The 12,675-nt window shown below is 75.6% G+C and carries 10 protein-coding genes; 7 read left to right on the top strand and 3 right to left on the bottom strand.

Annotated features, from left to right (window positions below; genetic code table 11):
* Window positions 1-44: 44 nt before the first annotated feature.
* Both AB8M62_RS18035 and AB8M62_RS18030 read right to left on the bottom strand, forming a co-directional pair.
* Window positions 45-836 (bottom strand): DeoR/GlpR family DNA-binding transcription regulator, encoded by a 792-nt coding sequence (locus tag AB8M62_RS18035; protein ID WP_369070455.1) that lies wholly within the window; start codon window positions 834-836, stop codon window positions 45-47.
* Between the two features lie 5 nt (window positions 837-841).
* Window positions 842-2,905 carry a beta-galactosidase gene (locus AB8M62_RS18030; RefSeq protein ID WP_369070447.1) on the bottom strand — a complete coding sequence of 688 codons (2,064 nt, stop codon included), beginning with the start codon at window positions 2,903-2,905 and terminating at the stop codon, window positions 842-844.
* Window positions 2,906-3,065: 160 nt separating this feature from the next.
* Between AB8M62_RS18030 and AB8M62_RS18025 the strand changes: the two genes are divergently transcribed.
* On the top strand, window positions 3,066-5,939 hold the full coding sequence (locus tag AB8M62_RS18025; protein WP_373694995.1) for a glycoside hydrolase family 2 TIM barrel-domain containing protein: 2,874 nt from the start codon (window positions 3,066-3,068) through the stop codon (window positions 5,937-5,939).
* Window positions 5,940-5,970: 31 nt separating this feature from the next.
* Here AB8M62_RS18025 and AB8M62_RS18020 read toward each other — a convergent pair whose 3' ends face one another.
* A complete protein-coding gene (locus tag AB8M62_RS18020) occupies window positions 5,971-7,143 on the bottom strand; it encodes an epoxide hydrolase family protein (protein WP_369070445.1) in 1,173 nt (390 codons plus the stop codon).
* A 197-nt stretch (window positions 7,144-7,340) separates the two neighbouring features.
* Between AB8M62_RS18020 and trpS the strand changes: the two genes are divergently transcribed.
* From trpS to fdhA, 6 genes are all read left to right on the top strand, one after another.
* Complete coding sequence (gene trpS, locus AB8M62_RS18015) at window positions 7,341-8,375, top strand: tryptophan--tRNA ligase (RefSeq protein WP_369070444.1); 1,035 nt, start codon at window positions 7,341-7,343, stop codon at window positions 8,373-8,375.
* On the top strand, window positions 8,372-8,962 hold the full coding sequence (locus tag AB8M62_RS18010; RefSeq protein WP_369070443.1) for a 2'-5' RNA ligase family protein: 591 nt from the start codon (window positions 8,372-8,374) through the stop codon (window positions 8,960-8,962). Before trpS ends, AB8M62_RS18010 begins: the two co-directional genes overlap by 4 nt.
* A gap of 71 nt (window positions 8,963-9,033) precedes the next feature.
* On the top strand, window positions 9,034-10,173 hold the full coding sequence (locus tag AB8M62_RS18005) for a YihY/virulence factor BrkB family protein (protein WP_369051914.1): 1,140 nt from the start codon (window positions 9,034-9,036) through the stop codon (window positions 10,171-10,173).
* Between the two features lie 4 nt (window positions 10,174-10,177).
* The gene (locus AB8M62_RS18000; protein ID WP_369051915.1) at window positions 10,178-10,411 is read left to right on the top strand and encodes an SCO4848 family membrane protein; all 234 of its coding nucleotides are present in this window, start codon (window positions 10,178-10,180) and stop codon (window positions 10,409-10,411) included.
* A gap of 24 nt (window positions 10,412-10,435) precedes the next feature.
* Entirely contained in the window at window positions 10,436-11,185 is a 750-nt protein-coding gene (locus tag AB8M62_RS17995; RefSeq protein WP_369070442.1) for a DNA-formamidopyrimidine glycosylase family protein, read from the top strand.
* A gap of 168 nt (window positions 11,186-11,353) precedes the next feature.
* The gene (gene fdhA / locus AB8M62_RS17990; protein ID WP_369070441.1) at window positions 11,354-12,619 is read left to right on the top strand and encodes a formaldehyde dehydrogenase, glutathione-independent; all 1,266 of its coding nucleotides are present in this window, start codon (window positions 11,354-11,356) and stop codon (window positions 12,617-12,619) included.
* Window positions 12,620-12,675: the final 56 nt, after the last annotated feature.

Genomic DNA, 12,675 nt, shown 5'->3' with positions numbered 1-12,675 from the left:
CGCGCTCCCGGTCGGGGTCTCGCGGGTCTCGCGGGTCTCGCGGGTCACGGGGTGTCCTCCTCGGGGGCGGTGACGAGGTCGCCGACGACGTCGCGCACGGCGTCGCGGGCGTCGGCGGGGAAGGCGGTGTCGGTGACGAGGACGTCGACGGCGTCGAGCCCGGCGATGGTCGCCAGGCCCACGACGCCCCACTTGGTGGCGTCGGCGACGACGACGAGGGAGCGCGCGCACTCCACGAGCGCGCGGTCGGTCTCGGCCTCGGCGAGGTTCGGGGTGGTCAGCCCGGCGCGCACGTCCAGGCCGTGGACGCCGAGGAACAGCTGGTCCACGTGCAGACCGGCCAGGCTGCGCACGGCGACGGGGCCGGTGAGCGCGTCGGAGGGGGTGCGCACGCCGCCGGTGAGCACGACGGTGCGCCCGGTCTCCTCGGCGCCCGGTTCGTGCAGGACGTCGGCCACCCGCGGGGAGTTCGTCACGACGGTCAGGTCCGGCACGCCGCGCAGGGCGCGCGCCAGCTCCACCGTCGTCGTGCCCGCCGACAGCGCCACGGACGCGCCGGGGCGCACGAGAGCGGCTGCGGCGCGGGCGATCGCGCGCTTCTGCGCCGTCTGAAGCTCCGCCTTGGCGGCGAACCCGGGCTCGGCGCTGCTGCGCTCGTCCAGGGAGGCGGCCCCGCCGTGCACGCGGGCGACGAGCCCGCGCCGGTGCAGCTCGCCGATGTCGCGGCGCACCGTCATGTCGGACACGCCCAGGCGCTCGACGAGGTCGGCGACCCGCACCCCGCCGCGCTCGCGGACGGCCTCGAGGATGAGCGCCTGGCGCTGGTGGGCCAGCACGGCGCTCACCGCGCCTCGCGGACGACGGCGCTCGCGCCGGGGGCCAGGTGCAGCTCGCCCGTCACGTCGCGGCGGGCGACCTCGTCGAACCCGGTGACCGCGACGGTGGCGGGCTCCGACCCCGTGGCGAAGGCGAACAGCCAGCTGCGCCCGTCGGCGTGCCGGCGGCGCACGACGTCGACCTCCCCCGTGGCGGCGGCGACCGGCCCGACCCCGGCGGCCGCGAGCACGCGCTCCAGCAGGGCGCCCAGACCCGCGTCGTCCAGGGAGGTGCCGCAGTACCAGGCGGTGCCGCGCCGGGTCAGCGCCGGGCTGCCCGCGACGGGGCCGGTGTACCGGGCCAGGACCTCGGTGCCGTCGGCGGCGGTGCCGCGCTCGGTCCAGGTGCTCACCGCCGACCCGTCGTCGAGGACCGCGGTGCGCCCGGGCAGCAGGGGGTGGAACTCCTCCACGCGCACGCCGAGCAGGTCGCGGAACGCGCCGGGGTAGCCGCCCAGGCGCACGCGGGCGCGCTCGTCGACCAGGCCGGAGGCGTAGGTGACGAGGACGTGCACGCCGGCCGCGGCGGCGTCGGCGACGGCCCGCGCGGTGGCGTCGTCGGTGAGGTACAGGGTCGGGACGACGACGGCGCGGTACCCGCGCAGGACGGCGGCGAGGTCCTCGACCTCCTCACCGGGGTGCGCGGGGCGGAACGAGCCGACGCCCAGGACGTCGACGCCGACCTGCCGCCGGCGCAGCGCGGAGTGCACGCGGTGCGCCTCGCGCAGGTGGTGCAGCTCGCGGCTGGGCAGCGTCTCGCTCTCCAGCGCCCACGCGTTCTGCCAGTCCACCAGCAGCGCGACGTCGGCCTGCACGTCGCTGCCGGCGACGTCGCCCAGGCGCGAGAGCAGGTCGCCGAGCTCGGCGACCTCGCGGAAGCGGTCGGTGTCCGGCCCGGCGTGCGGGACGAGGGCGGAGTGCCACTGCTCGGCGCCGCCGGCGGAGGCGCGCCACTGGAAGAAGCAGACGCCGTCGGCGCCGCGGGCGACGTGCTGCAGGGAGTCGCGCAGCATGTCGCCGGGGGCCTTGGCGACGTTGACGGGCTGCCAGTTCACCGCGCTGGTGGAGTGCTCCATGAGCAGCCACGGCCCGCGCGCGATCCCCCGGGTGAGGTCGGCGGAGAAGGCCAGTTCCGGCCGCGGGTCCAGCGGGTCGCCCAGGGAGCCGGGGCCGGTGCCGGGCACGAGGTAGTGGTCGTTGGAGACGACGTCCTGCTCGCGGGCCCAGCGCGCGTAGTCCATCGCCGTCTGCCCCGCGGTCACCATGAAGTTCGTCGTGACGGGCACGTCAGGGGTGCGCCGGCGCAGGACCTCCTTCTCCGCCAGGTGCTGCCCGAGCAGCTCGTCGGAGGAGAACCGCGCGAAGTCCAGGGCGTGGGCGGGGTTGGCGAAGCTGGAGGACAGCGCCGGCACCTGCACCTGCTCCAGGTCGGTGTAGTGCTGGCTCCAGAACGCCGTCGCCCATGCCTCGTTCAGCTCCTCGACGCCGGCGTAGCGCGCGGCGAGCCAGCGGCGGAAGGACGCCGCCGACACGTCGCAGTAGCAGCGGGCGTTGTGGCAGCCGAGCTCGTTGCTGACGTGCCACAGCCGCAGCGCGGGGTGGTCGCCGTAGCGGGCGGCCAGGGTGTCGACGAGCAGCAGGGAGCGCTCGCGGTAGACGGGGGAGCTGGGGCACCAGCTCTGCCGGCTGCCGAACGTGGCGCGGCGGCCCTCGCGGTCCACGGGCAGCACCTCGGGCCAGCGCGCGGTCATCCACGCGGGCGGGGAGGCCGTCGCGGTGGCGAGGCTGACGCCGATCCCGCCGGCGTGCAGGTCGTCCAGGACGGCGTCGAACCAGCCGAGGTCGAAGCGGTCCGGCTCGGGTTCGAGCAGGCCCCAGGCGAAGATGCCGACGGACACGAGGTTCACGCCGGCCCGTCGCATGAGCGCGACGTCCTCGCGGCGCACGTGCTCCGGCCACTGCTCGGGGTTGTAGTCCGCCCCGAAGGCGATCCGCGTCTGCCCGCCGGGTCCCTGGCTCCACTGCCGCACCCGGTCAGCATGGGGCACGCTCGCCCGATGGTCAAACACGAGCGAACACGAACGGACAGAGGTTGACACGCCCGGGAGCGGCGACGAGGCTGCCGCGGTGCCCGCCGACGACGCCGCCACCCCCCTGAGCGCGCCCACCTCCCCGGACGGGGACGGCTCCGTGCGCGCCGCCTGGTTCGAGGACCGGTTCCCGGTGACCGGGGCGCTGCCCGCGCGCTCGCACCTGCGCACCGACGCCCCGGCCGTGAGCCTGGACGGGCAGTGGCGCTTCCGGCTCTCGCCGCACGCGCGCGCCCCGCGCGAGCAGCTGGCCGCCGACCACGACGACTCGGCCTGGGACCGGATCGCCGTCCCCGGCCACTGGCAGCTGCAGCACCCCCGCGAGTTCTCCCGCCCGGCGTACACGAACGTCACCTACCCGTTCCCGCTGGACCCGCCGCGCGTGCCGGAGGAGAACCCCACGGGCGACCACCGCCGCCGCTTCACCCTGCCGCCGGGTGAGGGCCGGGTCGTGCTGCGCTTCGAGGGCGTGGACTCCGCGTTCGAGGCGCACGTGGACGGCACGCCCGTCGGGCGCTCGGTGGGCAGCCGCCTGCCGGTCGAGCTCGACGTCACCGACGCCCTCGACCCCGAGCGCGAGGAGCACGTCCTCGCCGTCCGCGTCCACCAGTGGTCCTCCGCCAGCTACCTGGAGGACCAGGACATGTGGTGGCTGTCGGGGATCTTCCGGTCGGTCACCGTCCTGCGCCGGCCCCCGCGCGGGATCGACGACGTGCACGTCCACGCCGGCTGGGCGGACGGGACGGGGACGCTGCGCGTGGAGGTCGCGACGCGCGACGGCGCCGCCGCGCGCGTCCTCGTGCCCGAGCTCGGCCTGGACCTCGCCGCGGGCGAGGAGGTCTCCGTCGCCGCCGAGCCGTGGTCGGCGGAGTCGCCGCGCCTGTACGACGCGGAGGTCGTCACCCCCGGCGAGCGGGTCCGGCTGCGGGTGGGTTTCCGCACCGTCGCGGTCGTCGACGGCGTGTTCACCGTCAACGGCCGCCCCGTCACCCTGCACGGCGTCAACCGCCACGAGTTCCACCCCGACCGCGGCCGGGCCGTCACCCGGCAGGACGTGGTCGACGACGTCCTGCTGATGAAGCGCCACCACGTCGACGCCGTCCGCACCAGCCACTACCCGCCGCACCCGGAGTTCCTCGAGCTGTGCGACGAGCACGGCCTGTACGTCGTCGACGAGTGCGACCTGGAGACCCACGGGTTCGTCGAGGTGGACTGGCGGCAGAACCCCTCCGACGACGCGCGCTGGGAACGCGCCTGCGTGGACCGGATGACGCGGACGGTGGAGCGGGACAAGAACCACGCCTGCGTCGTCCTGTGGTCGCTGGGCAACGAGAGCGGCACGGGCGCGAACCTGTCGGCGATGGCCCGCTGGGCGAAGGACCGCGACCCCTCCCGGCCGCTGCACTACGAGCACGACTGGAACTACCCCGACAGCGACGTGCACTCCACGATGTACGCCTCCCACGAGCAGGTCGCGGCGATCCTCGCCGGCGACGGCGCGCACGAGGGCAAGCCGTACCTGCAGTGCGAGTACGCGCACGCGATGGGCAACGGGCCCGGCGGGCTGGCCGAGTACCAGGAGCTGTTCGACTCCTCCGACCGCTGCATGGGCGGTTTCGTGTGGGAGTGGATCGACCACGGCCTGCGCCTGCCCGGCGGGGGGTTCGGCTACGGCGGCGACTTCGGCGAGCGCCTGCACGACGGGAACTTCGTCGCCGACGGCCTCGTGCTGCCCGACCGCACCCCCTCGCCCGGACTGCTGGACTACGCGCACGTCGTCAGCCCCGCCCGGTTCTCGGTGGAGGAGACCCCGTCGGGGGACCTGCTGCGGCTGACGAACCGGTACGCGTTCACGGTGCTCCTCGACGGGAGCTCGTCGCTGCGCCTGGACGTCGCCGACGACGGGGGCCTCGTCCTGTCCACGACGGCGGAGGTCGGCCCGCTGGCGCCGGGGGAGTCGCTGCTCATCGAGCTGCCCGACGACCTGCCGCCGGGGCGCCCGGACGTCGAGCGCGTCTTGACCGCGACCGTCGTCACCGCGGCCGCCTCCCCGCACGCGCCCGCCGGGCACGCCCTGGGCAGCGCCCAGGTCGTGCTCGCCCCCGCGCCCGAGCGCGCCGTGCCCGCGGGCGCGCCGCTGCGCCGGCGCGGCGGCGACCTCCTGCTGGGCCCGGCCGCGTTCGACGCCCGCACGGGCGACCTGCTGCGCGTCGGCGACCTGCCGGTGTCCGGGTTCGCCCTGGACCTGTGGCGCGCGCCCACCGACAACGACCGCGGGGTGCACGGCGACCGCGTCGAACCGGCCTGGCGGGCGCTGCGCCTGGACGACCTGCGCACCCGCACCGCGCTCGTGGAGGAGGGGGAGGACTTCCTGCGCGTCGCCGTGCGCGTGGCCCCGCCCGGCGGCGACACCGGGTTCGCCGCCACCTTCACCTGGACCGCGTCGGAGGACGAGGACGGCGGCGCCCTCGGCCTGCGCGTGGAGGTCGCCCCCGAGCGCGAGCTGGGCGCCCCGCTGCCGCGCCTCGGGGTCCGGCTGCGCCTGCCCCGCCACCTGGCGGACGTCGCCTGGTACGGGCGCGGGCCCGGCGAGGCCTACGCCGACACCGGCCTGGCGACCCGCCTGGGCCGCTGGAGCGGCACCGTCGACGGCTGGCAGACGCCCTACGTGCGCCCGCAGGAGAACGGCCGCCGCGCCGGGGTCCGCGTCCTCGACCTGACCGGCGCCGGCCCCGGCCTGCGGGTGGAGGGCGTGCCCGAGATCGGCGTCAGCGCCCGCCGCTGGAGCACCGCGGACCTGGAGCGCACCGCCCACGCCCACGAGCTGCGCGAGGACGGCTCCGTCCACCTGCACCTGGACGTCGCCCAGCACGGGATCGGCACCGGATCCTGCGGGCCGGGCGCCCTGCCGCAGCACCGCCTGGACGCCGCCCCGGCGGCCTTCGCGCTCGTCCTGCGCCCGCTGGCCGGCTGAGCGGGGGTCCTGCGCCGGATCCCCGCGCTGCTCAGCGGAACCCGGCGAAGAACCGGCGCACGTCGGCCACGACGAGGTCGGGCACCTCCTGCTCCAGGAAGTGCCCGCCGCGCTCCAGCTCCGTCCAGGAGGTCACCCGGTAGGAGCGCTCGGCCCACTCGCGCGGGGTGGGGAACATGTCCGCGGCCGACATCGCCATGCCGGTGGGCACCTCCACCCGCCCCCACGCGGCGGTGGTGCTGCGGGCCGTCTCGGCGTACAGCCGCACCGAGGAGCCGATCGTCTGCGTCGCCCAGTAGACCGTCAGGTTGGTCAGCAGGTCGGCGCGCTCGTACACGCTGTCCAGGTCGCCGCCGCAGTCGCTCCAGGTGCGGAACTTCTCCAGCACCCAGGAGGCCAGGCCGGCGGGGGAGTCGTTCAGCGCGTGCGCCAGGGTCTGCGGCTTCGTCGCGTGCTCGGCGGCGTAGGCCATCTCGCTCGCCGACCACTGCTGCGCGCGTTGGACGAACTCCCGCTCGGCGTCGGTGAGGTCGCCGGGGACCTGGCCGATCCACGGGTTCGTGCCCGACAGGTGCAGCGCGGCCAGCCGCTCCGGCTCGCGCAGCGCGAGCTGCTGCAGCACACCGGCTCCCAGGTCGCTGCCGCGCGCGGCGAACCGCTCGTGCCCGAGCGCCGACATGACGCGCACGAGGGCGCGGGCGGTGCGGGCGACGTCCCAGCCGCGCTCGCGGGGGCGGTCGCTGAACCCGTACCCGGGCAGCGAGAGCGCGACGACGTCGAAGGCGTCCGCGGGGTCCCCGCCGTACCGCTCGGGGTGGGCCAGCGGGCCGACGACGGGCAGCATCTGCACGAAGGAGCTGGGCCAGCCGTGCAGCAGCACCAGGGGCAGCGGCTCGACGCCCGGGGCGCGGGTGCCGCGCTCGCGCAGGACGTGCAGGCGCAGGCCGTCGACGTGGACGAGGAGGTTCTCGTGGGCCTCCAGCCGCGCCTGCGCCTCGGCCCAGGAGAACTCCTCCGCCCAGGTGGTGCAGAAGGAGCGCAGCCAGGCGGTGTCCGTGCCCAGGTCCCAGCCGCTGCCCTCGACCTGGTCGGGCCAGCGGGTGCGGCGCAGGCGCTCGCGCAGGTCCTCCAGGACGGCGTCGTCGACGGTGGGCACGAAGGGCTCCACGGTGCCGTCGGGGGCGGCGGGGTGCGTCGTGGTCATCGCGGTCCTCGGGCTCGGGCGAGGGGAGCGGTCCTGACCCGGCGAGGCTACCGCCGGTGCGGCTGCTCGTGGAGGGGCGGCGCGGGCCCCGGGACGCCGCCCCGGGAGCCCCGGCGGGCCGCCGGCCTGCCCCCTGCCGCCGGCCCGCCGGTGGGCGCGCGGTGGGCGGCCCGGGCGGCGGTGGCAGGATGAGGAGCATGGCTGACGCACCACCCCCCGCACCGGGCGCGCGCCCCCGGCTGCTGTCCGGGATGCAGCCCACCTCGGACTCCCTGCACCTCGGCAACTACCTGGGCGCGCTGACCCAGTGGGTGGCGCTGCAGGAGACCCACGAGGCGCTGTACTGCGTCGTCGACCTGCACGCCCTCACCGTCGGCCCGGACCCGGCGGCGCTGCGCGAGCGCACCCGCCGCACCGCCGCGCAGTACCTGGCCGCGGGCGTGGACCCGGAGCGCTCGGCGCTCTTCGTGCAGTCCCACGTGCCCGCGCACGCCCAGCTGGCCTGGGTGCTGTCCTGCCTCACCGGCTTCGGCGAGGCCGGGCGGATGACGCAGTTCAAGGACAAGGCCGCCCGGCAGGGCACCGAGGGCGCCAGCGTCGGCCTGTTCACCTACCCGGTCCTCATGGCCGCCGACATCCTGCTCTACCAGGCCGCCGAGGTCCCGGTCGGCGAGGACCAGCGCCAGCACCTGGAGCTGACCCGCGACCTGGCCCAGCGCTTCAACAGCCGCTACGGCGACACCTTCGTGGTCCCCGAGCCGTACATCCTCAAGGAGACGGCGAAGATCTACGACCTGCAGGAGCCGGGGGCGAAGATGAGCAAGACCTCCTCCTCGCCGAACGGCATCGTCGACGTCATGGACGAGCCGCGGGTCACCGCCAAGAAGATCCGCTCGGCCGTCACCGACACCGGCCGCGAGGTGCGCTACGACCCGGTCGAGAAGGCCGGCGTGTCCAACCTGCTGACCATCCACTCGGCCCTGTCCGGGCGCTCGATCGCCGACCTGGAGGCCGACTTCGCCGGCCGCGGCTACGGCGACCTGAAGAAGGAGCTCGCCGAGGTCGTCACCGACGCCCTCGGGCCCGTGCGCGAGCGCACGCTGGAGCTGCTGGCCGACACCGCCGTCCTCGACGACGTCCTGGCCGAGGGCGCCCGCCGGGCGAACGCCGTCGCGGAGGACACCCTGGCGCGGGTGTACGACGCGGTGGGGCTCGTGGGCCGCCGGAGGTGACGACCGCCTCCCGCGGCGGCCCGCCCGGCCCGCCCGGCCCGCCCGGCCCGCCCGGCCCGCCGGCTCCCGGGGACGTCCCCGTCATCGGGGTGTCGATCCCGGTGCCGGAGCCGCACGCCGGTGAGCTGACGGCGTGGCGGCACGCGTTCGGCGACCCGCTCGCCGACCGCGTCCCCCCGCACATCACCCTGCTGCCGCCGCACCCGCTGCCGCCGCACGAGGCCGACCGGGCGCGCCGCCACCTGGCCGCCACGGCCCGCCGCGCCGCGCCCTTCGAGGTGCACCTGCGCGGCACCGCCACCTTCCGGCCCGTGTCCCCGGTGGTGTTCGTGCAGGTCACGCACGGCATCTCCGAGTGCGAGCTGCTGCAGGCCGCGGTGCGCACGGGCCCGCTGGTGCGCGAGCTGGCCTTCCCGTACCACCCGCACGTCACCGTCGCCCACGACGTGCCCGAGGACGACCTCGACCGCGCCGAGACGACCCTGCGGGACTGGGAGGCGGCCTTCCCCGTCACCGGGTTCAGCCTCTACGAGCACGGCACCGACGGCGTCTGGCGCCCCCGCGAGCACTTCGTCTTCGGCGGCTGAGCGCTCCAGGCCCCTGCGCGGCGGGGCCCGCCGCCCGTGCGGGCCGGCGGGCCCTCCGCGATGATCGGCGCGTGAGCGGTCTCCAGCAGCACGCGGCGGGCGCGGTGACCGCGGTGAGGGGCAGCCACCCCCTGCGGGCGTGGCAGCGCTACGGCCAGGCGCGCGGCAACACCCTCGCCGGCGGCATCGCCTACTTCGCCTTCTTCTCGATCTTCCCCGCGCTGGCGGTGGGGCTGACGGTCGTCGGCTTCGTCATGCGCGCCCAGAGCGATGTGCTGGACTCCGTGATCCGCGGCCTGGAGCCGTACCTGCCCGGGCTGATCCACCGCGGCGCCGAGCCCGTCGACCCCACCGCCCGCGAACCGGGCATCTACATCGACGCGGTCCTGCAGAGCAGCGCGCTGAACGTCGCGCTGTTCGGCTCCCTGGCCGTGCTGCTGTTCACCGGGCTGGGGTGGATCGACGCCATGCGCCAGGGCATCCGCGCCGTCTTCGGCGAGGAGGCGGGGGGCGCGGCCTTCCCGATCGCCAAGGCGCGCGACCTCGTCGTCCTCCTCGTCATCGGCAGCGGCGTGGTCCTCTCCATCCTGTCCGTCACCGTGACGGCCACCGCCGGGGACTGGCTGCTGGGCCTGGCGGGGGTGGAGGACACCACCGCGGGCGCCTGGCTGGTGCGCCTGGCCGGCCTGCTCGTGGCCCTCGTGGTCGACAGCGCCACCTTCCTGGCCGTCTTCCGCGTCCTGCCGATGGTCGACGTGCCGCTGCGCCAGCTCGTGCCCGGCGCCCTCATCGGCGGCGTCGGGCTGGGTGTCCTCAAGCAGTTCGGCACCGAGATCGCCTCCCGGTCGGCCTCCAACAACGCCTTCCTCGGCGCCGCCGCCAGCATCGTCGTGCTGCTCGTCCTGATGAACCTCGTGGGGCGGCTCATCCTGCTCGCCGCGGCGTGGGCGGCCACCCAGGCCGAGGACGCCGGGTCGCTGCCCGCGCGGTGGGTGGAGGAGCGCTACGCCGTGCCGCTGGGCCCGGTGGAGCCCGCGGAGCTGCGCCGCAACGCCGAGCCTCGCGGCCGGGGCGGCCGGGCCGCCGCCTTCGGGGCCGGGCTGGCCGGCGGGGCGCTCGCCGGCGCCGCGGGCGGCCTCGTGCTCGCCGCCCGCGTCCTGGGCCGGGCGCCGTGGTCGCGGCGGGCGCGCCGCGGCCGCTTGAGAGGATGAGGGCGTGGTCCTCTCCCAGCGCGCCAGCCTGTTCCTGCTCGCCGTCGGCGTGTGGACGTGGGCGATCTGGCCGAACTTCCTGAGGAACATCTGGGGCGACGAGCGCTCCTGGGACGGCGGGCCGCAGCCCTTCTTCCTCGTCCACCTCGTCCTCGTCGTCGTCAGCCTGGTGATCGGCACGGCCGTCGGGGTCCTGGGGGTGCGGGGACTGCGCGCGGCCCGCCGCCGCGCGCGCTGAGCCGGTCGCGGCGAGGATCGGGGCGTGCCCGAGGGTCACCTGCTGCACCACTACGCCCGCCGCCTGGACGCCGACCTGGCCGGCCGCGCCGTCGCCGCCTCCAGCCCGCAGGGCCGCTTCGACGCCCGCCCCTTCGACGGCCGCCGCGTCGAGCGCGTCCACGCCCGCGGCAAGCACCTGTTCTGCGAGGTCGAGGACGCCCCCGTCCTGCACGTCCACCTCGGCCACGACGGGCTGTTCCTGCGCACCGACGACCCCTCGCTGCCGCCGCTGCGCGGCACCCGGCTGCGGCTGGCGACGGAGCAGGCCGCGTGGTCGCTCCTCGCCCCCAGCCGCTGCGAGCGGCTGACGCCCGCCGCCCGCGACGACGTGCTGGCGTCCCTGGGGCCGGACCCGGTCGTCGACACCGGCCCGGACGCTCGCGAGGAGGCCGTGCGCCGGCTGACCGCCAAGCGCTCACCCGTCGGCACCGCGCTGCTGGACCAGTCCGTGTGGGCGGGGCTGGGCAACGTCTGGCGCGCCGAGCTGCCGCACCTGCTGCGGATCGACCCGGCCCGCCGCGTCGACGCCGAGGAGGCCGGGCGGCTGTGGGACCTGTCGGTGCGGATGCTCGGCGACTGCGTCGAGCCGGGGAGGATCGTGACCGTGCCCGACGGCGAGCCGGGGGAGCGGTGGGTCTACAGGCGGGAGACCTGCCGCGGCTGCGGCGCCCCGGTGCGCGTCCAGCAGCTCGGCGGGCGCACCTGCTACGCCTGCCCCGCCGAGCAGGCCTGACCCCCTCCTCCGCACCCTCCTCCCGCCGTGATCACGGACGGCTGAGCGCTCACGCACCCGTGATCACCATGGGGAGCATCAGGGGGTTGCCGGGCGCGGGCGCGTGCGGTGCACTGACCCCCCAGGGTGCGACACGGGAGTCGCGCCCCGTCGGAGGAGGCCCGAACAGTGAGCGCGACCGACACCAGCAGCGACCTGAGCGTGAACACGTCCCGACCGGACGGCAACCGCGCCGTCGCGTACCTCGGCCCCGGCCGGGTCGAGGTGCAGACGATCGACTACCCGACCTTCGAGCTGAAGGACGGCCCCGGCGTCAACCCCGCCAACGTCGGCCGCAAGGTCGAGCACGGCGTCATCCTCAAGCTCGTCGCCACCAACATCTGCGGGTCCGACCAGCACATGGTCCGCGGCCGCACCACCGCCCCGCCGAACCTCGTCCTCGGTCACGAGATCACCGGTGAGATCGTTGAGAAGGGCCGCGACGTCGAGTTCCTCGAGGTCGGCGACCTCGTCTCCGTCCCGTTCAACATCGCCTGCGGCCGCTGCCGCAACTGCAAGGAGCGCAAGACCGGCATCTGCCTCAACGTCAACCCCGACCGGCCCGGCTCGGCGTACGGGTACGTCGACATGGGCGGCTGGGTCGGCGGGCAGGCCGAGTACGTCCTCGTCCCGTACGCGGACTTCAACTGCCTGAGGTTCCCGGACAAGGACCAGGCGATGGAGAAGATCCTCGACCTGACGATGCTCTCCGACATCTTCCCGACCGGTTTCCACGGCTGCGTGTCGGCCGGTGTCGGTGTCGGATCCACGGTCTACATCGCCGGCGCCGGACCCGTCGGCCTGGCCGCCGCCGCGGGCGCGCAGCTGCTGGGCGCGGCCGTCGTCATCGTCGGCGACCTCAACGCCGAGCGCCTGGAGCGGGCCCGCAGCTTCGGCTGCGAGACCGTCGACGTCTCCAAGGGCGACCCGCGCGACCAGATCGAGCAGATCCTCGGCGTGCCCGAGGTCGACTGCGGCGTCGACGCCGTCGGGTTCGAGGCGCGCGGGCACGGCGAGGGCTCCAAGGGCGAGGCGCCGGCGACGGTGCTGAACTCCCTCATGGAGATCACCGCGGCCGGTGGCGCGATGGGCATCCCGGGCCTGTACGTGACCGGCGACCCGGGCGGTGTCGACGAGGCCGCCAAGCGCGGTGCGCTGTCGCTGGACCTGGGGACCGGGTGGGCGAAGTCGCTGTCCTTCACCACCGGCCAGTGCCCGGTGATGAAGTACCACCGCGGCCTGATGATGGCGATCCTGCACGACAAGGTGCAGATCGCGAAGGCCGTCGGCGCGACGCCCATCTCGCTGGACGAGGCGCCCGACGCCTACCAGAAGTTCGACGCCGGGGCGCCGCAGAAGTTCGTCATCGACCCCCACGGGATGATCAAGCGCTGACCTGCTCCCACCTCGCCGTGATCATGGATGCGTCGACCGTGACGCATCCATGATCA

This window comes from Kineococcus terrestris (assembly GCF_041020755.1).
GTDB lineage: Bacteria > Actinomycetota > Actinomycetes > Actinomycetales > Kineococcaceae > Kineococcus > Kineococcus terrestris.
This window is presented reverse-complemented; position numbering and strand designations above follow the sequence as displayed.

What these genes read in the sequence shown, in the direction of transcription:
- AB8M62_RS18020 (WP_369070445.1), bottom strand. Translation starts at nt 7,143, where the DNA reads ATGACCACGACGCACCCCGCCGCCCCCGACGGCACCGTGGAGCCCTTC.
- trpS (WP_369070444.1), top strand. Translation starts at nt 7,341, where the DNA reads ATGGCTGACGCACCACCCCCCGCACCGGGCGCGCGCCCCCGGCTGCTG.